This is a genomic window from [Chlorobium] sp. 445, assembly GCA_002763895.1.
Taxonomy (GTDB): Bacteria; Bacteroidota; Chlorobiia; order Chlorobiales; family Thermochlorobacteraceae; genus Thermochlorobacter.
In genome coordinates, this window is sequence record NSLH01000013.1 from 1 (window position 1) to 25,224 (window position 25,224).

The following is a 25,224-nucleotide window of genomic DNA, read 5'->3' on the forward strand; positions in this document are numbered from 1 at the left end:
GACGCTATCGGAGCGATTGCCAATGCGGTTGTCGCGCGCGGGGCACAGGCGTTTGGACTATGGCCACGCGCAGGCTACGAGTTTGAGCAATCAAAAGGGCTATATGATGAGCAGCACTTCTGGGGACTGGTGCTCGATTTTGAAAATCAAAGTGATTTGACCGATCAGCGTATTAAGCAGTGGTGCGCGCAAATTCGCGAGGAACTCGGCATTGACGCTCAAGCATAGAGGCGTAGCTTACATGTAGTTTTATTCTTTGCAAAGTTTATTTTCTTGCAATCTAACGCACGGGGTTGAGGAAAATAAAATTTGAAAGTATGCAAATGCCTAATGAGATGATCAATATGCTAGAGTATGTGCGCTTCTATCTGCTGATTCTGGTATTTGCAATCGGTGTAGTAGTGGGCGGCAGTGTTGCACTCTATTTAGCATTGCTTCAAAGCGTGCGGACAAAAAACCATTGTTGCCGCCCAAGCTACGCTGCGAATCGAGTGCCGCCTAACGATTTAGTATGGCGCAGCAAATTATCAGAGCTACACCTTTCGCAGTGCCATTTGCAAGCAGAAGACTCACGATTTTTTCATGGCTTCTCGCTGAATTGATAAATGAGTCTGAGCTAGCAAATTTGTACAGCGCTGAGAACGCTACGGCAAGTAGAGCGAGTTTAACTCAATCAGCTGAAAACATGGTCCAGATGCCGATAGCAACGAAGCCAATGCCCGCAATCCATTTGAGTGTTTTCGGAGAGATCCACTTACCGAGTTGCTCTCCTACGACAACGCTAATACCAGCTGCCAAGACCAGTGCCGTTGTGGCACCGAAGAAAATTGCCCACTTGCTTGTATCGTTTTTTGTAGCAAAAAGTACAGTCGCAAGTTGCGTCTTATCGCCAATTTCAGCGAGAAAGACAGTGCCGAATACGGTAAAAAAAATGCTCCAAAATTGCATCGTTGTTGGTTTGTGTTAAAAAAGTGTCGCTAGGATGAAATTTAGGTAAATTTCAAAAGTTGAAGTGAATGTGGTGTCTATTAAGTTACGTCATTGCAGAAACTGCAATCTGCTCACGGGTCGCTAGGTGTATCCTTGCAAGTGCAGCTGAAGTAAAGGGTAGATGGTCTTGCTGAAGATTTCGAGAAAGGCGCAAGAGATCATCGAGGGTATCGACATCGTACCAGTGTCGCAAGGTGAAAAGACGCCCTGAAAGGGGGATAATTTGGTGCAAGGTGGCGCGGTAGGTCTCAGACGAACTGTATGGCACGTTTTGGAAGGCCTCAGGGAAAAAGTGGTTCATACCGAGAAGGTAGTAGCCCCCGTCTGCTGCTGGACCGATGCATAGGGCGTTTTGTGAGTAATGCAGCGAGTCGAAGGCAGCGGTGATATAGTTCAGCGGCAAGTCTGGCGAGTCTGTGCCAATAATCACGATACGCCGAAAGCCGTCTCGGAAGAGCTCTTGAAAGGCGCGTTGCATGCGCTCGCCTAAATCGGTGCCTTGTTGTTCACGTAAAGTAAAAGATTGTGCCGTCAAGTGTGCCTCCAAATCGCCGCCGTTGCCGAGCATCCCACTGACATATCCAAAAATCTCAACGTCTCTCAATGCCCGAACCTTTGCGAAGGTGTCTTTAACGAATGCGGCATAGAGTGCTGCGGCATCATCTGGAGAGAGTGCGGGTACAAGGCGCGTTTTGACCTTATTTGCTTTTGCCCATTTGAAAAATATGATTAACGCGGAGCTAAGCATAGGACGCGCAGTTTAACCATAAAAGTTTTGTAAATTACAAATCTTTTAAGAGTGGCATAAAAACGACGCAACAATCTTTCGTTGAATCATTCACAAAAGTATGTCAAAATCCGCTGTTTCAGGAGCGAAAAAAGCAAAGAGGGCAGAGACCACGCGCGCTGCAAAGCCGCCTATCGAAGAAAAACCGCTCATCGCTGAGCCGTATCAAGACCTTGCTGCACTGCTGACCATTGGCGTACTGCTCCTGCTTTTCTTTTGGGAAGCACTGTTTGGGGGTAAAATTTTTATTACACCTGACAATACAGCTTCGCTTAGCTTGAAGACCTACATAGATGAAGCCATAGAACAAGGCGTCTTCCCGCAGTGGATTCCATACATATTCAGTGGTATGCCGTCATATGGGTCGCTCTTTACCACTGGCGATCGTGCCTTTGATGTGCTTAATGTGCTCTGGGGCAAATTCCTGCGGTTCATTACGGCGCCATCGAGCAATGATATTTCGGATTGGGTAATTGTGTATTTCTTCATCTATGGCGCTGGAATCTATACGCTCCTACGTATCAAAAAAGCAACACCATTTGCAGCGATGGTTGGGGCACTTGGTGGCACATTTGCTACGCTGTCGCTGGTGTGGATTCCTGTTGGGCATAACACCAAAATGGTGGCAATCTCTATGCTGCCTTTCACACTGGTGTTCTTGGAACGCTTGCGCGAAGAGCATGACTGGAAAAAGAACATCTTTAATCTTGCTGCGCTCGCATTTGTGCTCAACCTGCAAATTCGCTCTACGCATGTGCAGATGGTTTATTATGCTTATCTGGCGGTAGGGATTTACTTTCTTTTTGAACTTATTTCAGCGCTGGTGCGTAAAGAGTCGCTGCAAGCATGGCTACGCAGTGTTGCAGGTTTTGTTATTGCAGTAGCAATTGGCTTGTCAATGTCGGCAGATACCTATCTCTCGGTGGCAGAATACACGCCACACTCGATTCGCGGTTCTGCCAGCATCACAGAAGTGGCGCCTGAACTTAGCCTGCCAACTTCACCTGAGGCAAAGAAAAAACCTATGGGTTCGGGATTGGATTACGACTATGCGACAAGTTGGTCTTTTGGCGTAAGTGAAGTGCTGACGTTTTTTATTCCGTACTACTACGGCTACGGCAATAACACATACTGGGGACCGCAGCCTTTTACAGCATGCCCACAATTTTTTGGTGCAACGATTCTGGTGCTTGCGCTTTTTGGCTTGATATACTATCGGCGTGAGCACTTCGTGCAGGCTCTAGGCGTGATTGGCACCATTGCTTTGCTTATCTCTTTCGGTAAGTATTTGCCCATACTGTTTGACCCGCTGTTTTACTTCTTGCCGTTCTTTAACAAGTTCCGTGCGCCCTCAATGATTCTGATTTTGCTACAAACCTCGGCATGCATTCTTGCCGGCTATGGCATCAAGGCGCTTTACGACTTGCGTCAAACTCAGCCTGAGAAGGCTATGAAAGCACTGCAGTATATGGCGCTTGGCGCAGTAATCTTACTTTTTGTGGCAATGATTGGCGTCTCAAGCTACGAACCTATTTATCTCAAAGAGTATGCGGCAAGTCCGCGCGGTCAGATGCTCATCAAACAAAATCCTGGAATACCCAATGTGATAAAGATGATTTCTGATGAATATCGCTTGTTTGATAAAGTAAAAACCGATGTGGTCTTATCGCTGTTCTTTGTCAGCGTCGTGTTTGTAGGGGGATATTTCTTTGCACGCCGTCGACTGTCAGCTGCAATTTTTGTGCCACTGGTAGTGATTGCCGTATTGTTAGACCTTTGGCGCGCAAGCGCGGATTTGCTCAAAGATCTCAAAGATGCACAGGAGCAGAAAGCGTTCTTTGAAAAGCCAGATTTCGTTGAGTTTTTGGAAAAAGATAAAAGCAAGTTCCGCATCAATCCCCATGATTTTAACAAAGAGCCAAACTGGCTAGCCTATTTCAAGATGGAGAGTGTAGGTGGCTATCAAGGCGCAAAGTTGCGTCTCTATCAAGATTTGATTGAGACGGTTGGAATGGGTTCTACGGAAACCCCATTTTTCTTCATAAATCCTGTGATGACGGATCTGCTCAACATCAAATACATCGTGAGTAGTACGCCGTACTCGGTGGTGGGCTTCAAACCGGTCTTCAACGGCAGTGCGTTTGTTTTAGAGCGTGAAAATCCAACGCCACGATTGTGGTTTGTCAAGGAAGTGCAGCAAGCCACGAATGTAGAAGCCTTGAAGCATATCATTGCGCAAGACTTCAACCCGCGTGAAAGAGCCTACATTGAAAAAGAGGTGCCGGTACTTGACCCTGTCGATAGCACAGCACAAGTCGAAATTACACGCTATGGCATTCAAGACATTGAGATTAAAGCCACAGCTACAGGCAATCATTTTCTCTTTATCAGTGAAATCTACTACCCATCGTGGAAGTGTTACATTGATGGACAAGAGACTGAGATTTACAAGACAAACTATGCTTTTCGTGGCATTGTGGTGCCGAAAGGAACGCATGAGATTCGCTTGGTGTATGAATCGCGTACCTTTGAGATTGGTAAGGTGCTTTCAATCGGTGCAAATGCACTCTTGATAGGGATGTTTGGCTTTGCAGGATTTACAGCGTGGCAACGCCGCCGAACTTCAGAGATAGCGGCAGCAAGCGGCGCCTCAACGCCGAATGGCAGCGATGCAGCCAAGTGATGCAGCATTCATGCTCGAGCTTCTTGCGCTCTCCAGAGCGCCGTCTATTGGTGCAGCACGATTACGGGCAGTGGTCTCTTTTTTTCATGACCCCAGTCGCGCCCGAGATGCTACGCCCTCAGAACTCATGCGCATTGAAGGCATTGGTGAACAAATTGCACACTCACTTTATACCTACCTGCGCAGCACAGACTACCGCGCAGCACATATTGCTGCAGAACGCCAACTCGAGCAAGCTCAAAAACTGGGTGCAAAAATTTTAACGCTATGGGATTCCGCCTATCCTACGCTGCTCAAAGACATTTATGATGCGCCGCCTTACCTTTTTGTGCGTGGCACACTGGCTCAGCATGCGCTGCGTATTGCTGTTGTGGGCACACGCCACCCGACCGAATACGGCAAGAATGTAACACGGAAACTCACCGCAGCGTTAGCTAATGCACAAGCTGAAATCGTAAGCGGGTTAGCCTTTGGCATAGATATTCTGGCACATCAGACTGCATTGGAATCAGGCACGCGTACACTGGCAGTTTTAGGCTCTGGCGTCGACACCATTTACACCGACCCCAAAGGCAAACTTTACCCTAAAATTATTGAGCATGGTGCGATTCTCTCTGAAGAGTGGCTAGGCACAGTGCCAATTGCTGAAAACTTTCCGAAGCGTAACCGCATCATTTCAGGGCTCTCGCAAGGCGTGCTGATTGTGGAATCGGATGTCAAGGGCGGCGCAATGATCACGGCAAGATATGCGCTTGATCAAAACCGTGAGGTCTTTGCTGTGCCCGGCAGCATTTATTCGCACAAGTCCAATGGAACAAATGCACTGATTCGCGACAACAGAGCAAAATTAGTCATGAGCGCAGAAGATATTCTCTCTGAACTGCACGTGGAAACGCGCAGCACGCCCGAAGACCCTACACTTACTCTGCCAGACCTTTCCCCCGAAGAACTCAAAGTCTATCAAGCGCTTTCCGATACACCAATGCACATTGATGATCTTTGTGACAGCACAGGGCTTGATGTATCAGATGCACTGATCATTTTGTTTGAGTTGGAACTAAAAAATTGTGCCAAACAATTGCCCGGCAAGTTTTTTCAGCGTGCTTGAAGAAAATGAAGTTAATGATGTTTTTCTGTGTAAAAATTTTCAAACCGGCGGTTCTACGTTCCTGAATGCTTTGCGCGCAACCGATGCAGAGATGATGCCTGAGAGTCCACCTACAACAATAGCAACGGCGATATCGTAAAGCAAGCGCATGATATACCCACCAAATAGCAAAAGTTGCAGGATGTTAAGTGCTAAGCAGCCAAGGAGTGTTGCCATAACGCTAATGCGAAAAGCCTCCCAGTAGCTCAAAAAAGTTTGTGTGTCTTGATGTAGTGGTATGCTGTAAGACCGCCGCATAGCACCATCCCGATGCCGTAACGATTCAGTTGATTGACGAAAGGAGTAATACCAATCACAAAGTAGATCAGGGCGCCTAAAAAAATAGAGCGCCTCGGACTAGGCAAAGTTGGACTAGCAGACTCAGGTAAGTCAGATAACTTAGGCTCAGGCATTGAAACTCCGTGAAAACGTGTAACTTCTGTAAAACTGTACGAGCGAAATTATGGAATCTGTGCAAACTTTCCTTAGAGGTGTTGCGCCATTCTCACTCCTAAGTGATAAAGAACTTGAGGAATTAGGCAAGAAACTGCTCATTGAATTTTTCCCGAAAGATACGCTGATTTTGCGGCGCGATGTCGACAAAGCTGAGTTTGTCTATGTCGTGCGCAAAGGCGCGGTGCACATTACGCGGGGTATTGCTGACGAAAATGAACGCTTGGTCAGCATCTGTGGTGAAAAGGACATCTTCGGTGTCTCATCTGTGCTCGAAAACGAAGCCTTTGTCTTCAATGCGAAGACAAGTCAAGACACGATTTGCTATCTTTTGCCAAAAGAGGATTTCAAGGCTTTGCTAAGTAAGCATAAAGCGCTCGCTGATTTTTTCTCATCCCAACTCTCGGTCTCACTGGCTAATGCGTATCTAGAAGGTACGCTTCGGCTCGCGCAGCGCAAGTCTACGGATGAACTCTCCTTGCTTTACAATCCGATTCGCAGTTTAATAAAGCGCAGCCCAGTGGTGTGTCCGCCTGAACTCTCCGTGCGTGAAGCTGCGGAAGTGATGACCTTAGAGCGTATCGGCTCAATTGTCGTTGTCGACGAACAGCGTCGCCCAATTGGGATTCTGACGGATACAGATATGCGCGCAAAAATCGTAGCGAAAAATATCCCGACCGATACCCCAATCTCGAAGGTGATGTCTTCACCTGTCATAACAATTGACGCTGAACAAAGCATCTTGGATGGTCTGATGCTGATGACACGGCGACGCATCCATCATCTTTGCGTGACGGAATCGCAGGGCGCAACGGAACAGTTCCTAGGCCTTGTCTCTAAGCACGATTTGGTGCTCTTGCATGGCATTAGTCCCGTTGCTGCAGTCAAGAACTTAGAGTCGCAGCAAAACGTGCAAGGGTTGCTCGAGACACGGACACAGATGGATGCAGTCATTGATTCGCTGATTTCGCAAGGTATTCGCGCTAGAAAACTCACGGAAATTATCACGGCATTCAACGACAAACTGACCGAGAAACTGCTTGAGTTTGCCATGCAACGCATGCAAGAGCAAGGTGAAGGCACGCCACCTTTGCCTTTTGCATGGATGGCGCTGGGCAGCGAGGGGCGTAAAGAACAAACCACTGCCACCGATCAAGACAATGCAATTGTCTTTGAGAATACATCAGACAGTGAGCGTGCCAAAGCCTATTTCTTGAAAATGGCAGAGTTCGTGGTCAATGACTTAGAGCAGTGTGGGTTCCCAAAGTGCAAAGGATTTATTATGGCGACCACACCAGAGTGGTGCGTCTCGCTCAATGAGTGGAAGCAACATTTTCGCAAGTGGGTACATTCTGCGCACCCGAAAGCCTTATTGCACTCGACCATCTTTTTAGATTTCCGTGCCCTCTATGGCAAAACAGAACTGATTGATGCACTCTATGACACACTCTTCAAAGAAATAGACCAAGCACCCAACTTTCTCTTTTTCATGACGCAGAATGCACTGCGCACAAAGCCGCCGATTGGCTTCTTCGGTACATTCGTAGTGGAATCGTCAGGTGAGAACAAGCACAAGTTTAATCTCAAAGAACGCGCCTTGCGCCCGCTGATTGATTCAGCTCGGATTCTTTCGCTGGCAGCACGCGTAGCAGAAACTTCGACGGTAAAGCGGCTTAGCCTTGCTAAAGAACAGGGGCTGTTGCGCGAGGCACTGCTTGAAAATGCCATCGAAGCCTTTGATTACCTGATGACCTTACGCCTGACACATCATAGCCGGCAGCGGCAAATAGGCAAAACGCCTGATAACTTTATTGACCCTGACGATCTTTCTGCAATTGAGCGTAACGCAGTCAAAGAAGCCTTTCGTGTCATTGAAGAACTGCAAGCAGAACTGCGCGATAAGTTTGGCGGCGGCAGAGAAGTGCAACTCTATGAATAACTGACATAAAGCTACACGCATGAGCAAGACTTGTCGTACAATGCAAGAAAGTACAAGCACAAATTCAAGCCGATGAAGTGGATAAAACAACTCTTTGCACGCAAACAATCAGCGGTTGAGCTCCCTGATAATGTGGCACCGTATTTCAATGCCGAGTTACCTTCAAAAAAATTGCCAATTGATACCTTGCGGTTTGTTGTCGTCGATACAGAAACCACAGGCTTGAATCCTGCAAAAGGCGATCGGTTGCTTTCTATTGGTGCTGTTGCTATTGAAGGACTGCGTGTGGATTTGAGCCAGATCTTTTTTGAGAAAATTTACTGCGAAAGACATTCCCCGCCAGAGACAATCGCCGTGCATCTGATCACACCAGAGGAAAGCCGTCATGCACCGCATCCCTCGGAAGTGTTACCCAAATTTTTGTCCTTCATTCAAAGTGATGTACTGATTGCGCATCATGCCCGTTTTGACTTAGCATTTTTGAATGCAGAACTTCAGCATCACTATGGCAGAGACTTACGCAATTATTGCCTTGATACAATTGACCTAGCACATTTTTTAGCTAGTACCAATCAATCTTCTGAATATCTCGGCTTGAATCCGAGGCAGATGGAAGAGTATGAGTTAGGCAGACTTGCAGCTTCGTTGAATATACCTGTTGAAACGCGCCATGATGCACTCAACGATGCAATTACCACAGCGCAAGTTGCAGCTGTCTTGCTCAAACGCTTAACCAGAGCAGGTGTCTTGACACTGCAAGATTTGCTCTATCTTTCCCGCATTTAATCTGCCCCAAGCACGCACACATCACATTATTACCATTTGGTTAAGGACTTGACAGATAACAAAAAAGTGTTATTTTCCTTTCAAACAAAACAACAAGACGACGAAGCGACAAGCTAGTTTTGAATAACTAGCACGACTAAAAATTAGCTTAGTCCGCTAAACAAACAGGCTTTTCTGAACAAAATTTCGCAATCTGCAAAACAGTGTTGTTCCTTGTCAAGGCAGAACTGCCTGTATGGATTTGTCTTTAGCGGCAAAGCAATTTGCTGGTTTAGAAGCATGCGAGCATACTCACACTGAGGTGATGCTTCTGTCTAACTCTGTCGAACAATTTGTTCATAAAAGACTTTCATGAGAGCATTTATACTTTTTTACCTTTTTTACTTTTTTCTTTCATAAACAGAACAACAGGAGGCAAATCATGCAAGAGACAAAAGATAAATCTCAAACTCAGAGTGAAGCCATAGATATGTCGGCAGAGCTCGAGGAGTTTGAACGCTCGGGACAACTCTCTCAGGAGCAGTTACAGAATTACTGGAAAGAGAACCGCAATCTTGTGCTGACGCTCTTAGCAATCTGGGCAGCATCATCATTTCTGGTTCAACTGTTTGCATCAGCGCTCAACAACATTGTGATTGTGGGTTTTCCACTTGCCTACTACATGGGCGGACAAGGGACACTCATCATCTTCATGGTGTTGATTTATGTCTATGCTAAGAAGATGAATGAACTGGATGCAAAGTATAAACTGCAAGAGGAGGATGAGAAATGAAACTCAAGAACATCTTCACGCTCTACACGGCGGGTTTTGCGGGTTTGGTTGTCATATTAGGTATTTTGGAAGCCTCCAATGTGTTGCAATTGCAAAGCATCAGCTGGATTTTCATGGGTTTTTCGGTTCTGGTGTATGCCTTAATTGGTTTTGTGACGCGCACAAGCGACCCCTCGGAGTATTATGTGGCGGGTCGTGGTGTGAATAGTATCTACAACGGCATGGCAACAGGTTCAGACTGGATGAGTGCTGCATCGTTCATTTCCATGGCGGGTCTGCTCTTTGCGTTAGGGCATGCAGGACTTGCTTACATTGTGGGTTGGACAGGGGGCTATGTATTGCTGGCGCTTCTGCTGGCGCCTTACCTACGCAAGTTTGGTCAATACACGATTCCTGACTTTTTGGGAGCGCGCTACGATGGAAATGTGGCGCGCACAATTGGCATCATCTGTGCTATCATCGTCTCCTTCACCTACCTGACGGCACAACTGACGGGGGTGGGTTTGATTGTCAGTCGCTTTATTGGATTGCCACAGGATATTGGAATCTATGTTGGATTATTGGGTGTGCTGGTTTGTTCGTTCTTGGGTGGCATGAGAGCGGTAACATGGACGCAAGTGGCGCAGTACATCGTGCTCATCACAGCTTATCTCATTCCGGTGGTAGTACTCTCCACAGCGATTTTCAAAGTACCTCTACCGCAACTGACCTACGGTCAAGTCTTGCAGAGCATTACTGTAATGGAGAATCAGATTGCGGGCAGAGACACCCCCAATTTGCAGAACATTCCTGAGGAGCGGCTCAACAAGCGCATTGATCCCGAAAAAGAAAAAGAAACGCGAGCCTTGTGGGCAAATGATGTCAAGATGCTGACGGCGCGTCTATCCAATCCAGACTCTGCACTGCAAGCGATGCGTGCAAGTATTGACCAGCGTCTGGCGGCACTTGCACCTGAGGCAGTTGAGGCAAAGAAGGCGGCACTTGAAAAAGAGAAAGCGGATATCAATGCGATGCTCAATGCGGCAGCGCCCACACAGGTGCTTGATGAAGCCAAGCGTGCTGAACTGACGGCGCGACTTTCCACGCTGGATAAAGAGCTTGCAGCACTTGCACCTGAAGCGGTTGCTAATGCCAAAGAGAAAGCGGAAAAAGAAAAGGCGGCATTGCCCAAAGATGTTGAAGATGCCAAGGCGAAATGGACGGCGGCACTGAACACTGCAAAAGCGCAATCTGCACCGCCCAAGCCTTACCTTGCCATTCCTGAAGGCATCGGTATGGTCAATTTCTTAGGGCTCATTTTCTGCTTGATGATTGGGACAGCGGGATTGCCCCACATTCTTACGCGTTACTACACGACCCCCAGTGTCAAGCAAGCACGCGCGTCAGTAGGCTGGTCGCTCTTTTTCATTTTCTTGCTCTATTTTACGGCGCCTGCCTATGCCGCGTTTGCCAAGTATGAGGTTTTCATCAATCTTGTTGGCACGCCAATTAGTGAATTGCCAGGCTGGATTGCACGCTGGAAAATTGTTGGGTTGTTTGATGTGGTAGATAAGAATGGGGATGGCATTGTGCAATTTGCAGACTTTGTTATCAAATCCACAGACTTTGTGGTGTTGGCGACGCCTGAGATTGCAAATTTGCCAGGCACGGTTACGGGTCTTGTGATGGCTGGTGGTTTAGCGGCCGCGCTGTCTACGGCAGATGGACTTTTGCTGACAATTTCCAATGCGATTTCACATGATTTGTATTACAAGATTATCAATCCGCAAGCCTCGGTGAGTGCACGCGTGTGGATATCAAAGATTTTGTTGGTAGTGATTGCGTTAGGGGCGGCCACGTTTGCAGCGTTTGTGAAGTTGCCTGTCATTGCAAACACGGTGGCGTGGGCGTTTAGTTATGCGGCGTCGTCGATTTTCCCAGCGTTAGTGCTTGGCATTTGGTGGCGTCGGACCACGGCAGCTGGGGCAGTAGCGGGGATGATTGTGGGGTTGGTCATCTCAATCTACTATTCGTTTGCGCACTTCAATGGGGCAGCAAATTGGTTTGGGATTGACAACCGCAGTGCAGGCCTCTTCGGTGTGCCAGCCGCATTCATCGTCATGATTGTGGTATCGCTGCTTACCCCTGAACCTGATAAGAAACTTCAGGAATTTGTCTACAGTGTTCGCTTCCCCAAAGGTGCAATGAAAGGCAAAGAAGTCGAAGCCCTCGGCTCCACATCTTGATTTATGCTTTGCTAAGGCGCGCACACGCGCGCCTTGCATTGCTTTTTTTTGCTATCAACAGACAAAAAAACTTTTCAACTATCCAGTAACAACAAAACCATACAAGGAGACTATAATGAGAAGATTATGCTACAGCTTGGTAGCACTAACATGTTTGTGCACCCTCTCTGCACAAGCCTTTGCCCAAGGCTCTGACACTTACGGCGTAGGAGCACGCTTCAACTTGGATTCTTTGGGCACCAAATATATCCGCTTCATTACCTGGCTTCAAATGTGGACACGCTTTCAAGAGCAGAATCCGGGCACAGTTATCAACGGTAACCCCGTCGATAACTTTTTTGATGTGGGTATCAGACGCGCACGGTTTCTTGCCTATGGCTCATTCGGAAAGGGCAGTCTCTTCATGTTCCACATCGGTATCAATAACCAAACTTTCATTAATGCACAAACAGCTGGCAACGACCCTACAGGTCCTGCTAAGCGACCGCAACCATTCATTCACGATGTTTGGTATGAGCAACGCATCATTCCTGAACTCTACATCGGCTTCGGCTTAGCCTACTGGAAGGGACTTTCACGCATGACTAACACTAGTACACTGAACTTTTTAGGCATAGACTCACCCATTTTCTCATGGCTTGTCATTGATGCAAGCGATCAGTTTGCCCGCATGCCGTCAATCTATATCAAAGGACAACTCTTTGAGAAACGCTTGGACTATCGACTTGCTGTCAACCAACCATTTAGACCCGGAGCAGGAATTGCACCAACAACGAGTACTATCACGGCTGGAGGCACAACCACAGCAGGGCAACTGACAAATGTGGCAAATTATAACCCCTTCTTCATGCAGAAATCATTTGAAGGCTATTTCTTCTGGCAATTCTTCGATATTGAATCACAGGTGCTGCCCTTTATGGTCGGTAACTACTTAGGCACGAAACGCGTCTTCAATATCGGCGCAGGCTTTTATTATCATGGTGACGGAATGTCTACGCGAAAAGCCCCAAACTCTCGTACGCCCGAGGTACAAGACCTGACGAAAGACTCCCTAAATACTCACGCTATTGCAGCATTTGGTGTGGATGCCTTCCTAGATTTGCCGATTGGTGAAGGCGCATCACGCAGTTCATTGACAGCATACGCACTCTTTGCCCGCTATGACTTCGGACCGAACAATATCCGCTATATTGGGATTATGAACATGGGAGCTGGGTTTAGCCCACAGACTTCCACTCCTGAACAGCGCATTGCAGGCTTAACAGGTATTGCCTATCCACTAATCGGTACAGGCAATCACTTCTTTGTACAAGCCGGCTATACTTTCCCAAAAACAGAAATCGGCAGATTTACGCCTTACTTTATGTTTACCTTCTCACAGTTCGATCGCCTCAAAGACCCCATGATTTTGCCTGAACTAGGCTTGAATTACTTCATTGATGGTCATCATGCAAAGTTTACACTGCACTATCGCTTGCGTCCAACCTATCGTCAAGAAGTAACTGCACCATTTACAGGACCTGATGGCTTGCCAGCAATTACAAGAGATGGTAGCAAAAATGAGTTTATCTTGCAATCTATGGTGTATTTTTAACAGCGTACTTTCGTACAAATAGCAGAACGACACCATTGGCAGGCGCATGATAGTGCTTGCCGAATTACTTAAACCTTAAATGAAGATTAGCAATGAAAAAAATTTTTGTTTTACTTCTTATCAGCAGCGTGGCATACGGCTGTGCTACAGCGCGTATTGCCCCACCGCGTCCTATCAAAATTGTATGCTCAAATCTCTCCAAGTCCGAACTCGTGAAATTGGTAACAACAGAGCTCAGGAAAGACAACTTCATAATTGAAACTGCAGATGAAGAAAAAGGGCTCGTGGAAGCAGAGCGTCCAGTTGCTTTCGTAGGCATCGGTGAAAATACGCTGGTCTTAGGACCGTATGCAATGAATATCTCCTATCAGAGCGATACAGTGGTTGTAAATTTCGAAACCGTGCGCTTCGACGCAAGTGGCAAAATCATCTTGATTGATACTTGGGATGAGCGTAACGCTAGCAGCTATGACCTCAAACACTTGAAGCCTATTTTGACCGCTATTCGAAATGCGTGTCAAGCAAAATGACTGAAACCCATAAAGACGGTTTGCAAGCTGGCGTAAATACACGCTATGGTCAAGCTGGCAGACCGTCTTTGCTGTGATGAGGAGTTAAATGAGAACGGTATTCTTTATCGGTGCGCTTGTGCTATGGAGCGCCTGCACATCGGCTTTGCCGCCCAGACCGATAAAGTCACGATGTGCTGTGCCAACAGATGCTTTCATTGAAACTGCTGTGAAAGTCTTTGAAAGCAATGGCTACTATGTGCGAACTACGGATTTCGCACAAGGTGAAATTGTTGGATTTAAGCCAGAAAAAATCTTCATGCTGGGCGATTCTCCTGTCAAAGCCGGTCCGTATCTTGTTACAGCGCGACTGCAAAATGATACGCTAACAATCACGGTCTTCACCGTCAAAGACGATGAAAAAACCCCTGAGCGCAGTTGGGATGAAACGGCGACTGACGAGTTCGAGAAAAGTCAATATATGCCACTGCTAAGCGACCTTAGGGCACTTTGTCGCCCAGGTACTCGATAGTAGAAAATCGTAACCGCGCGTCGGTTGTAGTCCAGCGCTTGCGCACACGCACACTGTCGAACCCCAAGGCGAAGCGCTGAGCATGTCGGAATGGAAATGGACAACCGCCGTCCCACTTGTCGTAAGGTGACACTTTGGGCTGTTGTACGTAAAATGCGCTGAGAAAGTATCGCCCTTCAGGAAGTTCATTGAGTGTGAAGGGCACGAATGCAAAACCAGTAGCATCAGGTTGCACTGTGAGCAAAACGGGATAGAACCGATTCGCACCTAGAAGTTCCGCATAGAGAATGACTTTGCCTGCTGAATCGCTAACAACATTACCTTCAAGGCTGCCAAACTGGTCTTCTGATACAACTTGAAAGTGGCGTGAGATGAGCGTATCGCGCAGAGGCTGTTTGCGCGCACTGAGCAGCTTACCGTGATTGACAGTTACTCGATACCACATACCAAGCTCGAACCCACCCTGTGGCTGAATCTCCACACGTGTAGCATCAATGAAAAACAGTCGATATGCCGTTGGTATGAACTGATTCCCAATCCCCTGCTCTAAAGTGAGGGCACTGGCTAACGAAGCGCGATTGATAGCACCACTAAACTGCAAGAGCAAGGTTCTTCCTCTTGGCGATGGTACATATGCCTCGAGCATATTTCTTGCGCTGTCAGCAAAGGTAGGCTGCCAGAGTATCTGCACCGTGTCAGGGGCGCTGCTGCCGTTGAACGTGGCTAACAGAGAGTCGCCAGAAGTGCCAAAGCGGTCTTTAACACCAAAGGCTTGAACCCCGTAGAGATGTTTTTCTACCAGAGAGTCTGTAACCAAAACCACTTGCTCACGACCACCTTCTACCAGCGAGTAGAGATCATAGACATTGACGAGACTTTTTGCGGTGGAATCGAAGATGGTGAACTGCGCAGCAGAAAGGCTATCAGGAGGCACATCTCGATCAAAACGCAGCACTACACTGTAGGCTGTGCGAGCATCGGCGACTTGAAGCACAAGTCGTGACGTGTCAGGCTCTGTGGCAAAACGCATTAGCACGTTTTTCATGCCAGTATGCACAGGGTGAAAGGGCACCGCAAAGTTTTCCTGCCCGATATCGTAGCGCCGATTCGTCACTTTGTCCTCGATAGCGATGAGGCGGTAGTCTCCTTCGGTGAGGTAATTAAGTTGAAATACGCCGGCTGAGTCGGTTTGAGCAATGTAATCGGGTTTAAGTTTGGCTGGGTTAAGCGTATCAGCATAAAGTGTATCGCCTTTGGGCAAGAAATAGGCTAAGACAAGCGCCCCCTTGACGGGACGATTATTTTGCCCAAAAACCTTACCAGCAATAAAGCCCGAATCAATTTTATCGCCAGTGGAAAATGCAAACGTGTAGGATTTCTCGAGGGCATTACCGCGTGTGTCTTTGAGGTCATTTGTCAGCGTATAAGTGTAGGTACGGTTAGGCTTTAGGGTATCGTAGATAATGATTTCTGCGCTTGTGCCACTGCCACGAATTTCGTAATCATCAAGCTCAGGCGAAAAGAAGATAGCAGAGCGCAGCGATTGTGTATTGACAAACTTATCAAACTCAATACGAATGAGGTTGCCCGAAAAACGTAACGCCCCTGAATCGGGGTAAATGCGAACAATTTTGGGCGGCGTACGGTCCTCTGGACCGCCTTGCGGTGCAACTTCTGTCGCACAGGCTTGCAGCAGGGCAAGGGCAAACAAAAAAGTATAGCGAAAGATAACTTTATGGCACGATTCGTGCAGCACGGTAGCGTTGTGATTCTCCTTAATTTTTGTTACCTTCGAGGCTCATTTTCTGTCTTTCAAAAACAGTAAGGACACGAATATAATGCCAAAGAAACTAAAAGTTCTCTTCGTGGCGGGCGAAGTGGTCCCATTCGCCAAAACAGGTGGGCTTGCCGATGTGATGGGGTCATTGCCGCAAGCGGTGGAAGACTGTGGTAATGAATCAAGAATTATGATGCCAAAATACGGCGTGATTAACGACCGTAAGTTTCGTCTGCACGATGTCTTACGCCTCAAAGACATTCCAATCCCGATTGGCAACAAAACCGAGCTGCTGAGCGTGAAGGTAACCGCCCTACCATCAAGTAAAATTCAAACCTACTTCCTCTATAACGAAAACTACTTCAAGCGCGATGGGCTCTATGTCAGCCCTTCCACGAAGAAGGACTATCAGGACAACGACGAGCGCTTCATTTTCTTTAATCGTGCCACACTCGAGACACTCAAAGCCTTAGGCTGGAAACCCGACGTGATTCACTGCAATGACTGGATGACCGCGCTGATTCCTGCCTATCTGAAACTTGTCTATAAAGACGATCCTTTCTTCAAAAATGTCAAGACCGTCTACACAATTCACAACATTGCGTATCAAGGCGCATTTCATAAGAGCGCATTGCAAAAATCGGGCTTGCCTGAATCTGAATTCACGCCCGAAGGCTTGGAATTCTACGACAGTTTTAACTTTATGAAAATTGGCATCGTCTACGCTGATGCCATCACGACGGTCTCCGAAAAATACGCTGAAGAAATCCGCACCGACGATGAACTTTCCTGCGGCATGAAAGGCATTCTCAATAAGCGAAAAAAAGATCTCTACGGCATTCTCAACGGTATAGATGAAAATATCTGGTCGCCAGAGCTCGATGAGTTTATTGAGAAAAATTACAATGCCGATGATCTTGCAGCAAAACTTGAAAACAAACAAGCCCTACAGCGCCGATTGAAATTGCCCTACAATGAAAAGATCCCGATTATAGCAACTATCTCACGGCTGGTTGATCATAAAGGCTTCGATCTGATAATTGAAGCCTTTGACAAAATTATGGCGCTGGATTTACAATTTGTGTTGCTCGGCACTGGCGAAAAAGAGTACGAAGATTTCTTCCGCAAAATGGCGGGCAAATATCCCGAAAAATTCAGTGCGACCATTTCCTTCAACGATGAACTTGCACACCTCATTGAAGCCGGCGCCGATATGTTCCTGATGCCAAGCAAATACGAGCCTTGCGGAATGAATCAGATGTATAGCCTTAAGTATGGCACCGTGCCAATTGTGCGTGCAACAGGCGGACTGTACGACACCGTCAAACCGTTCAAGAATGGTAAAGGCAACGGCTTTGTCTTTGAGAAGTATTCGGCAAGCGATATGCTCAAAGCTATCAAAGATGCACTTGAAGTCTATAAAGATCAAAAGACTTGGGTCAAAATCGTGCAGAACGGGATGGCAACCGATGTCTCTTGGGAAAACTCTGCAAAGAAATACAATGCGCTCTACCACAAAATTGTGGAAGGTAAATAACATAAGAACGGCTGTTTTAATTTGACAGACATGCAACGCATAAAAGCACTATTTTTAGACCGAGACGGCACGATTATTTACGATGAACTTGGCGGCTATGTCAAAACGATTGAACAAGTGCGATTTGTCCCCCGTGCAGAAGAAGCACTTGCAGCCGCAAAACAGGCTGGATACAAGCTCGTCTTAGTAACTAATCAAGCTGGCATTGCAAGAGGCATCATCACGGAGGAGCGCGTGCAAGAAATCAATCACTACATTCAAGCGCATCTCAAAGCGTGCGGTGCCGAGCTTGACCTTTGCTACTATGCACCTGCTCATCCTGACTACCCCAATCCACGTTATGACCATCTGCTCTCATGGCGCAAACCTAACGCAGGGATGATTGAACAGGCGATTGCTGATTTTGCAGTGCAAGGTGTTGAACTCGACCGCACAGCGTCGTATCTGATTGGTGATAAACAAATTGATGTCGCATGTGCATACCGTGCAGGACTGCGACCCATCTTGGTGATGACGGGGTACGGCGAATTAGAAAAATGTGAAGAGAAAAATACGCTGCCCTACCAAGTGGCAAGCGATATTTACGAGGCAATTGTGACATTCATTTTGAAGCGCGAACCGATTGATATAGAAAAAACTTAACAGCGTATCAGAACCTTCAAACAACGAACCTGCCTAATGCACACCGAAACAATTGTAAGAGAGTATGAGCGTGCTGCCAAAAGCGACGTGAATAATGTGACGTACCAGCGCTGCATGTGTGCCTACGAATTTGCACGCCAGCACATACAAGGCAAAGTGGTCTTAGATGTCGGTTGCGGCAATGGTTACGGCACAGCGTTGATGTCGCAAGATGCAAGAGAGATTATTGGCGTCGACTACGATAAGGCAACTGTAGAAGCCAATGCGCGTGAGTATCGAGATCTTTCAAGTGTGCGCTTCGTGCAAGCTAAAGTACCGCCATTGCCCTTTGAGACCGATAGCATTGAGGTCATCGCTGCATTTCAGTTCATTGAGCATCTTGAACAGCGGCGTGAGTTTCTCAAAGAAGCCTTCCGTGTCCTGAAACCCAAGGGCGTGTTGCTGCTGACAACGCCGAATGTCAAGCGTACGCTTGCACGCAATCCTTTCCACGTGCATGAATACACCTTCGATGAAATGGCAGCAGAGCTAGAATCCATTTTTCATAGCTACGAACTCTATGGACTGTGTGGCAATGAAAAAGTCGAAGCCTACTATCAAAAAAATGCAGAATGGGTGCGCAAAGTCATGCGCTGGGATGTGCTGGGCATTCATAAATTTTTGCCAGCGGCACTCATCGCAAAGCCCTACAACATGATTACACATCTGATGCGTCAAAGCCTCAAGGAGCGGGTGAAGCATACCACCGACATCACAGTTGCAGATTTTCATCTTGTGCAAGAGAACCTTGACAACGCACTCGATATCTACGTGGTTGCCCAAAAAATCTGAGATGCTCGCCTCATGATGCGTTATCGCTTGCTTGGAGTCATTCTGCTTGCTGTAGGTGTGGCGGCGTGCGGCAATGAAAACATAGACCTTGTTGGGTCTGATACACGCTTTTTGCGCCCAAATCAACTCCTGACACTTAACACCGATACCGTAACGATTACAAACTTTCAGTTTGATTCTGTTGAGACCGGTGCTAGTAACGCAATCCCGACAATCATCGTTGGCATTAAGCAATTGCCAGATGGCAAAGAACTGCAGGCGATTGGAAGACTAAAATTTTCCTATCCACTTGCGCGACTGGATTCAAGCCTCGACAATCGTCCTGGCGCCATTCTACGCATTGTTGATGTGGCACTGCTTACGCAACAAGTGCGTGCACAAGCCGATAGCGTCCCTTCGCTGACACCACTTGAAGCTGAAATTTTCCGCTCACCGACGCTGTGGAAGGGTGCTCAACTCTTCAACAATACGCCCTTCGTCGAAAGAGAAAAGCTTGCCGACATCCGCTGGCTAAAAGGTGATTCACTGAGCACCGAGACACCCTTACCGCTGTGGTACGGCGATTCGTTGCTGGCTGCAGCACGGCGTGGTCAAAAGTTTTTAGAAGATAGCACGACACTCACACTCTCTTTAGTGCCACGACGCGGCGAAGCCACTATCATCATCGATGTCTTGCGCACTTTCTTGCGTCTTACCTTTGATTTACGCACACCCACTGGCATTGAGCGCCGCACAATTCTCATCAATGCCTTCGATGCGGGCTATACAGGCAGCAAAAATTTTTCTATGATTGATCAGAGCGAGATTTTTCTTAGCCCTACGATTGGCGCGCGTTCCGTGCTCAAATTCGAGCTGCCGATGTTGCGTCCGGGTATAGTCATTGCACGCGCCGAACTAATTTTGCACCGCGACACGCTCTACACCCCGATGCAGTTTGGTGATTATCAAGTAGGCGTGGCCGCTGCTACAGCTGACAGACGCGCAAAACCAAACTTGCCAGAACAGCGAATGGTGGTAACAAACCGCAACCAATACAGTGTCATTGTAACCGGCAATGTGCAAGAATGGGCAAACCGACCTGCCACTAACTTTGGCTTGCTCTTACGCTCAGTCAGTCCATCTATCCCCGGCACAGAAGCAGGCAGTATTTCGCCACTGCGATTCTTTGGTCCATCTGCACCAGATTCACTGCGCCCACGCCTCATTGTAACCTATGTCGTGAATAATTTTTAGCACGCTATTCTTCAACTCTGGTGATGAACCTCAAGCGCTGTATCTGCAGCGTTATTGATGTGTGGAAAAAAGTGACTTGAAGAGAATTTCAAGGTCTAATCCTAACGAAGAATTTTTCGCGTAAAAAAGATCGGCTTGCTCGCGTTCGGCAGGGCGAGTGGCATGCTGAAACTCAGCTAAACTCCACACGCCTTTGCGCCAAAGATAAATGCTGCTAGGTGAATAACTTGAATTGGCTTCGCTGGCTCCGACAAGCGTTTTTCTACCGCAAAGCACAGCCCACATGTCTGAAAGTGGCTTTTTGCGCCAAATCAGCAAGATGAGCGTTACAAATGGCAAAAGTGCAAGGTCAAAAATACGCTTGGAGAGTTGACGCGTAGGACGCAAAAGTGACAACTCCACATCAAGCAGCGGCATGGATACAGAAAAATCCTCGATAGAGCCTTTGCTGATGATCACATCTAATCCGCTCGGCGCAATTTTACACTCGACCGCAGAGCGACTGCATTTTGAAATTGCCGCAAGGGCTTCGGCATTGCTCACTTCAGAAGAGACAAACACCAGTTCATGAATACGATTGATGCGCACAATGTCGTCGATATTCTCGATGCGTCCGAGTGTCTGTTCATTAGCTATCCCATCACTTGCGCTGACATACCCTACGAACTCATAATTCTTTGAGACATTAGCTTGCAATTTTGTAGCAACTTCTATCGCTGCTGCACCTGTACCGACAACCGCGAGCCGCCGCCGTTGAATTGCCGTGCCGCTGAAAGCTTTGAGTGCAGTTGCGCGCCAGAGCACGCGCCAGGTGCTCAAGAAAAATAGAGCACAAAGAAATGAGGCGGTCAGACCAACTCTGGAAAAGGCATATTGCTTGAAAAAGAACGTCAGCGAGGCATTGACCAAGAATCCAATCAGCAAAGCTACGCTGAGGGTTTTCAAAGAATACCGGCGCATGGCACTGTATTGCCCAAACGCTAATAGCGAAGAAAACCAAATGCTGGTGTAGGCGGGTAGCACGATGCCTAAAAACTCTGCGGGATAAACTGCAAACTTGTAGCGAAACCCAATAAAAATGGAAAGCACGATAAGCGCAAGGTCAAGAAGCGGTGCAGCAAGTGGCTGAATCAAGCGGCGCAAAAACGCAAGCGAGGCACGCAAATAAATTCCTGCGACCAACAGCGCTTCAAAGAGACGCGAATAGCGCGAATGGTAATGCTTACGCACAAAAATCAGCATCGCTTCATAGAAGCGCACAACGTAGTTGAAACTGTCTTTCTTTGTGCTCTCACCTTTGTAGTGAATAATCTGCGTCTCGTGGTAGTAGTAGATTTTCCAGCCAGCTTGCTTGATGCGGTAACACAAATCAAGATCTTCACCATACATAAAAAACGATTCATCAAAAAAGCCAACTTGCTCAAGCGCAGCGCGACGCATAAACATAAACGCGCCCATCAGGGCATCAACTTCGTAGGTGGCATCAATCGGTAAGTAAGTTAGATTATAGCGCCCAAACCGCCGACTCTTCGGAAAAAGTGCCGAGAGACCAATGAGTTTATAGAGCGAGACCGCAGGCGTGGGAAAACTGCGCCGACACGAGAGCTGAAACGAGCCATCAGCATTGAGCAACTTACAGCCTGCAGCACCGATGGTCTCATCGCGCTCCATGAATGCAATCATTTTACGGAAGGTATCTTCCTCTACCAGCGTATCTGGATTGAGCGCAAGCACATATTGACCACGACACACACGAAAGGCTTGATTATTGGCTTTGCTGAATCCAACATTTTCACGATTGAAGATGAGATGCAGCTGAGGCAGGTGTGAAAACTTTGCCTTAAGCATAGCTTCTGTGCCATCGACGGAATTGTTATCGACAACGAAAATTTCTGTCTCAATACCTTCTGCAGCTTTCAGCACCGATTGCAAACATTGCTCCAGAAAGGTTTTGACGTTGTAACTGACGATAACAACCGAAAGCGTCATGATTTGGCAAGTTGAAGAGCCGAAATTTTTTGCGAAATTACAACAAAAAGCATCTCACGGTTGCACTTGAGCACAGTGCATGAATCAAAGAACGGTGCACATAAACACGCAAAGCTGCGCAGACTACTGACAACGCTGAACATGACTGCGCTGAAAAAATTGTTGGAGCCGTATTACTTGCATGGTCTAACCACATCGAATGTCTAAAGCAATATCCAAATTATTTCTTGTAGCAGGTGAAGCCTCTGGTGATTTGCATGGTGCGTTTGTGCTGCGCCAGACGCTAAAAGCACTGCCAGATTTGCACGTGTTTGGTATCGGTGGTGTGCGCCTTGCAGAACTTGGCATGCAAGAGCTTTATCGCGCAGACGAAGTAAATGTTGTTGGCTTCGTTGATGTTGCCAAACGCATTGGCTTTCTGCGCCGTGTCATACATGATTTGAAGACAGCAATTGTTCAAGAAAAACCCGATGCCGCTCTGCTGATTGATTACCCAGGAATGAACTTGCGGCTCGCCAAATTTTTGAGTGAGCAGGGCGTGCCTGTCATCTACTACATTGCACCGCAGGTGTGGGCATGGAAAGAAAACCGCGTTGAACAAATTCGTAAGTATGTCTCTCGGCTCTTGGTGGTCTTCGAATTTGAAGTAGAGTTTTTCCAGCGCTATGGTATCAAGGCTGAATTTGTCGGTCACCCCATCGTCGAGGAAATTGCTGCACACGAGATACTGCCAAAGTCAGACTTTATAGCGCAGCACGCACTTGCACCGACGCAGCATTTTTTGGGACTGTTGCCCGGTAGCCGCAAAAGTGAAGTGATAGCAATGCTGCCGCCAATGCTCAAGGCAGCCGCACGCTTAGAACAAGAATGTGGCTTTCGGTCTCTCTTAGGTGTAGCTAACACGATTGATCAGAGGCTGTATGAGCGCGTGCTGGCAGATGCTCCTACAAAACCGCTCTTCACCTCTGCCTACCAAACAATGGCATACAGCGACCTTGTACTGGTAGCCTCTGGCACAGCGACACTGGAGACACTACTATTTGGAACCCCAATGATTGTGCATTACAAAACCAGTCGACTCAATTATGAAATCGGCAAACGCTTGGTGAAGATTAAAAAAATTGCATTAGCAAACATTATTGCTGAAGGACTTGCAGGCGAAAGGAAACTTGTGCCTGAACTTTTGCAAGATGCCATGAATCCAGAGACGATTTACCACACGGCAAAATCTCTGCTAAGCGATAGTATGCGAATGCAAGAGATACGCACTCGCTTACTTGCGGCAAGGTCAAAACTTGGTAGTCTATTGCCTTCACACGAAGTCTCAAAAGTGCTGATTGAGACACTACGGCAGAAGAAAGTCTAACTTTCTGCAAAAAAAATTGTTGTACTTTGTGGTGGAGCCAAATTTGATTTGTAATTTTGTAGGGAAGTTTGTTCATCCAAATCATGAGTGCTCATGCCTGAAGCAATGCAAGCACCGCCATCTGTACTCTCCCTGCTATCCAACGATGCTGTACTGCGTCTGAGCGATTTCGACGGTACGGAACTTGCTTTCAAACGGTTGAGCAATCGAGACCTGCAGCGAAGGCGCTGGCTGTTTCGGCTAATGAACAGTCCGAGGCTTAACAAATTTGGCATTGCGGCGTTGCGCATGGCAATCAAGTGGCATTTGCCTGTTGAACCGCTTATCAAGGCGACACTTTTCCGACAATTCTGCGGCGGTGAGACGGCAGACGACTGTGCTGCAACTGTAGCAGAGCTGGCACAGGCCAATATCAAGACTATCTTGGATTACGCCGTCGAGGGTGAGTGCAGTGAAGCAGGCTTTGAGCGTGTTACTCAAATGGTCTTGCAAAACATTGCCTACGCAAAAGTAAATCCAGCCATTCCCTTTGCGGTCTTCAAAGTTACAGGCATTGCGCGTTTTGAGCTGCTTGAGAAAGTAAGCGCAAAGCATGCGTTATCTGGTGCAGAAAAGATTGAGTGGGAAAAAGTAAAAGAGCGTCTCAGGCGCATCACCACAGCAGCGGAAGCAGCAAATGTCCCTGTGATGATGGACGCTGAAGAATCTTGGATTCAAGATGCGATTGATGAACTTGCTATGAGCGCAATGCGTCAGCATAACCGCCAGCGCGCTATGGTCTTCAATACCATTCAACTCTATCGGCGCGATCGGTTGGAATTTCTCAAAGCGTCCTTTGCTGAGGCAGAAGCAAAAGGATTTTACTTAGGCGTCAAACTTGTGCGTGGCGCCTATATGGAAAAGGAGCGCGAGCGTGCGGCACAGCTGGGCTACCCGTCACCAATTCATGACACCAAAAGTGATACCGACCGAGATTACGACGCAGCACTGGATTTTTGCCTGGCGCATTTAGACCGCATCGCGGTGTGTGCAGGTACACATAATGAGGTGAGCAGTCTCAAACTGGCTAATGCCTTAGATAATCCTGGGCATCCTCATGTCTATTTTTCACAACTCTATGGCATGGGGGATCATATTTCCTACACACTGGCGGCAAACGGGTTTAATGTGACCAAATATGTCCCGTTTGGGGCTGTACGAGATGTTTTGCCATATCTAATGCGGCGCGCTGAAGAAAATTCTGCACTCTCAGGCTATGTGAGCCGCGAACTTCGCCTAATCGAGGCAGAAGTGGCGCGTCGGCGAAAAATGTTGTGAAAAATTATCACAGAAATGATTATGCTGCTCAACTTTTTACTGTATTTGCGAGATTCCCTACCACAAATCGCATGAAAATTGTTTTGGCATTACTTTTGAAGTAGTGCACGCTGTT

At 47.3% G+C, this 25,224-nt stretch carries 22 protein-coding genes; 17 read left to right on the forward strand and 5 right to left on the reverse strand.

The window, feature by feature from the left end; all coding sequences use genetic code 11:
* Both CMR00_06735 and CMR00_06740 read left to right on the forward strand, forming a co-directional pair.
* A partial coding sequence (locus CMR00_06735) for a flavodoxin FldA (GenBank protein ID PIO48030.1) occupies positions 1-228 on the forward strand: 228 nt, incomplete at its 5' end.
* 107 nt (positions 229-335) lie between these two features.
* Positions 336-602, forward strand: coding sequence for a hypothetical protein (locus tag CMR00_06740; GenBank protein ID PIO48031.1), 267 nt, complete (start codon positions 336-338; stop codon positions 600-602).
* Positions 603-669: 67 nt separating this feature from the next.
* Here CMR00_06740 and CMR00_06745 read toward each other — a convergent pair whose 3' ends face one another.
* Positions 670-948: a hypothetical protein gene (locus CMR00_06745; protein PIO48032.1), complete on the reverse strand. Its 279-nt coding sequence runs from the start codon at positions 946-948 to the stop codon at positions 670-672.
* An 85-nt stretch (positions 949-1,033) separates the two neighbouring features.
* Positions 1,034-1,738: a hypothetical protein gene (locus tag CMR00_06750; protein PIO48033.1), complete on the reverse strand. Its 705-nt coding sequence runs from the start codon at positions 1,736-1,738 to the stop codon at positions 1,034-1,036.
* A gap of 100 nt (positions 1,739-1,838) precedes the next feature.
* Here CMR00_06750 and CMR00_06755 point away from each other — a divergent pair, with 100 nt between their 5' ends.
* Entirely contained in the window at positions 1,839-4,460 is a 2,622-nt protein-coding gene (locus CMR00_06755) for a hypothetical protein (protein ID PIO48034.1), read from the forward strand.
* Complete coding sequence (gene dprA, locus CMR00_06760; protein ID PIO48089.1) at positions 4,447-5,568, forward strand: DNA-protecting protein DprA; 1,122 nt, start codon at positions 4,447-4,449, stop codon at positions 5,566-5,568. Before CMR00_06755 ends, dprA begins: the two co-directional genes overlap by 14 nt.
* A 39-nt stretch (positions 5,569-5,607) precedes the next feature.
* Here the strand turns inward: dprA and CMR00_06765 are convergent, their stop codons facing one another.
* Positions 5,608-5,865, reverse strand: a complete 258-nt coding sequence (locus tag CMR00_06765; protein ID PIO48035.1) for a hypothetical protein — start codon at positions 5,863-5,865, stop codon at positions 5,608-5,610.
* Between the two features lie 205 nt (positions 5,866-6,070).
* Here CMR00_06765 and CMR00_06770 point away from each other — a divergent pair, with 205 nt between their 5' ends.
* The 7 genes from CMR00_06770 to CMR00_06800 all read left to right on the forward strand — a co-directional run bounded on the left by CMR00_06770 (position 6,071) and on the right by CMR00_06800 (position 14,417).
* The gene (locus CMR00_06770) at positions 6,071-7,999 is read left to right on the forward strand and encodes a hypothetical protein (GenBank protein PIO48036.1); all 1,929 of its coding nucleotides are present in this window, start codon (positions 6,071-6,073) and stop codon (positions 7,997-7,999) included.
* 72 nt (positions 8,000-8,071) lie between these two features.
* The gene (locus CMR00_06775) at positions 8,072-8,785 is read left to right on the forward strand and encodes a DNA polymerase III subunit epsilon (GenBank protein ID PIO48037.1); all 714 of its coding nucleotides are present in this window, start codon (positions 8,072-8,074) and stop codon (positions 8,783-8,785) included.
* A gap of 469 nt (positions 8,786-9,254) precedes the next feature.
* Positions 9,255-9,557 carry a hypothetical protein gene (locus CMR00_06780; GenBank protein PIO48038.1) on the forward strand — a complete coding sequence of 101 codons (303 nt, stop codon included), beginning with the start codon at positions 9,255-9,257 and terminating at the stop codon, positions 9,555-9,557.
* 11 nt (positions 9,558-9,568) lie between these two features.
* Positions 9,569-11,782: a cation acetate symporter gene (locus CMR00_06785; GenBank protein PIO48090.1), complete on the forward strand. Its 2,214-nt coding sequence runs from the start codon at positions 9,569-9,571 to the stop codon at positions 11,780-11,782.
* Between the two features lie 154 nt (positions 11,783-11,936).
* Entirely contained in the window at positions 11,937-13,376 is a 1,440-nt protein-coding gene (locus CMR00_06790) for a hypothetical protein (GenBank protein PIO48039.1), read from the forward strand.
* A 92-nt stretch (positions 13,377-13,468) separates the two neighbouring features.
* A complete protein-coding gene (locus CMR00_06795; protein PIO48040.1) occupies positions 13,469-13,906 on the forward strand; it encodes a hypothetical protein in 438 nt (145 codons plus the stop codon).
* Positions 13,907-14,114: 208 nt separating this feature from the next.
* Positions 14,115-14,417, forward strand: coding sequence for a hypothetical protein (locus tag CMR00_06800; protein ID PIO48041.1), 303 nt, complete (start codon positions 14,115-14,117; stop codon positions 14,415-14,417).
* Here the strand turns inward: CMR00_06800 and CMR00_06805 are convergent.
* The gene (locus CMR00_06805; protein ID PIO48042.1) at positions 14,386-16,197 is read right to left on the reverse strand and encodes a hypothetical protein; all 1,812 of its coding nucleotides are present in this window, start codon (positions 16,195-16,197) and stop codon (positions 14,386-14,388) included. The genes CMR00_06800 and CMR00_06805 overlap by 32 nt on opposite strands.
* A 58-nt stretch (positions 16,198-16,255) precedes the next feature.
* Between CMR00_06805 and CMR00_06810 the strand changes: the two genes are divergently transcribed.
* Genes CMR00_06810 through CMR00_06825 form a run of 4 tightly spaced genes read left to right on the forward strand, consistent with a single transcriptional unit; the run spans position 16,256 to position 20,437 of the window.
* On the forward strand, positions 16,256-17,731 hold the full coding sequence (locus CMR00_06810; protein ID PIO48043.1) for a glycogen synthase GlgA: 1,476 nt from the start codon (positions 16,256-16,258) through the stop codon (positions 17,729-17,731).
* A gap of 30 nt (positions 17,732-17,761) precedes the next feature.
* Entirely contained in the window at positions 17,762-18,373 is a 612-nt protein-coding gene (locus CMR00_06815; GenBank protein PIO48044.1) for a D,D-heptose 1,7-bisphosphate phosphatase, read from the forward strand.
* 36 nt (positions 18,374-18,409) lie between these two features.
* Entirely contained in the window at positions 18,410-19,204 is a 795-nt protein-coding gene (locus CMR00_06820) for a hypothetical protein (protein PIO48045.1), read from the forward strand.
* Between the two features lie 12 nt (positions 19,205-19,216).
* Positions 19,217-20,437: a hypothetical protein gene (locus tag CMR00_06825; GenBank protein ID PIO48046.1), complete on the forward strand. Its 1,221-nt coding sequence runs from the start codon at positions 19,217-19,219 to the stop codon at positions 20,435-20,437.
* A 51-nt stretch (positions 20,438-20,488) separates the two neighbouring features.
* Here the strand turns inward: CMR00_06825 and CMR00_06830 are convergent, their stop codons facing one another.
* Positions 20,489-22,426, reverse strand: coding sequence for a hypothetical protein (locus CMR00_06830; protein PIO48047.1), 1,938 nt, complete (start codon positions 22,424-22,426; stop codon positions 20,489-20,491).
* A gap of 199 nt (positions 22,427-22,625) precedes the next feature.
* On the opposite strand from CMR00_06830, the gene CMR00_06835 reads away from it, so the two are divergent.
* Positions 22,626-23,792, forward strand: coding sequence for a lipid-A-disaccharide synthase (locus CMR00_06835; GenBank protein PIO48048.1), 1,167 nt, complete (start codon positions 22,626-22,628; stop codon positions 23,790-23,792).
* Between the two features lie 105 nt (positions 23,793-23,897).
* Positions 23,898-25,109 carry a proline dehydrogenase gene (locus tag CMR00_06840; GenBank protein ID PIO48091.1) on the forward strand — a complete coding sequence of 404 codons (1,212 nt, stop codon included), beginning with the start codon at positions 23,898-23,900 and terminating at the stop codon, positions 25,107-25,109.
* The last annotated feature ends 115 nt before the right edge of the window (positions 25,110-25,224 follow it).

Excerpts from the sequence above, each read along its gene's own strand:
- CMR00_06750 (PIO48033.1), bottom strand. The coding sequence starts at position 1,738 with ATGCTTAGCTCCGCGTTAATCATATTTTTCAAATGGGCAAAAGCAAAT.
- CMR00_06755 (PIO48034.1), top strand. The coding sequence starts at position 1,839 with ATGTCAAAATCCGCTGTTTCAGGAGCGAAAAAAGCAAAGAGGGCAGAG.
- CMR00_06795 (PIO48040.1), top strand. The coding sequence starts at position 13,469 with ATGAAAAAAATTTTTGTTTTACTTCTTATCAGCAGCGTGGCATACGGC.
- CMR00_06835 (PIO48048.1), top strand. The coding sequence starts at position 22,626 with ATGTCTAAAGCAATATCCAAATTATTTCTTGTAGCAGGTGAAGCCTCT.
- CMR00_06740 (PIO48031.1), top strand. The coding sequence starts at position 336 with ATGATCAATATGCTAGAGTATGTGCGCTTCTATCTGCTGATTCTGGTA.
- CMR00_06780 (PIO48038.1), top strand. The coding sequence starts at position 9,255 with ATGTCGGCAGAGCTCGAGGAGTTTGAACGCTCGGGACAACTCTCTCAG.
- CMR00_06815 (PIO48044.1), top strand. The coding sequence starts at position 17,762 with ATGCAACGCATAAAAGCACTATTTTTAGACCGAGACGGCACGATTATT.
- CMR00_06775 (PIO48037.1), top strand. The coding sequence starts at position 8,072 with ATGAAGTGGATAAAACAACTCTTTGCACGCAAACAATCAGCGGTTGAG.
- CMR00_06770 (PIO48036.1), top strand. The coding sequence starts at position 6,071 with ATGGAATCTGTGCAAACTTTCCTTAGAGGTGTTGCGCCATTCTCACTC.
- CMR00_06840 (PIO48091.1), top strand. The coding sequence starts at position 23,898 with ATGCAAGCACCGCCATCTGTACTCTCCCTGCTATCCAACGATGCTGTA.
- CMR00_06825 (PIO48046.1), top strand. The coding sequence starts at position 19,217 with ATGATGCGTTATCGCTTGCTTGGAGTCATTCTGCTTGCTGTAGGTGTG.
- CMR00_06810 (PIO48043.1), top strand. The coding sequence starts at position 16,256 with ATGCCAAAGAAACTAAAAGTTCTCTTCGTGGCGGGCGAAGTGGTCCCA.
- CMR00_06765 (PIO48035.1), bottom strand. The coding sequence starts at position 5,865 with ATGCGGCGGTCTTACAGCATACCACTACATCAAGACACACAAACTTTT.
- CMR00_06830 (PIO48047.1), bottom strand. The coding sequence starts at position 22,426 with ATGACGCTTTCGGTTGTTATCGTCAGTTACAACGTCAAAACCTTTCTG.
- CMR00_06745 (PIO48032.1), bottom strand. The coding sequence starts at position 948 with ATGCAATTTTGGAGCATTTTTTTTACCGTATTCGGCACTGTCTTTCTC.
- dprA (PIO48089.1), top strand. The coding sequence starts at position 4,447 with ATGCAGCCAAGTGATGCAGCATTCATGCTCGAGCTTCTTGCGCTCTCC.
- CMR00_06820 (PIO48045.1), top strand. The coding sequence starts at position 18,410 with ATGCACACCGAAACAATTGTAAGAGAGTATGAGCGTGCTGCCAAAAGC.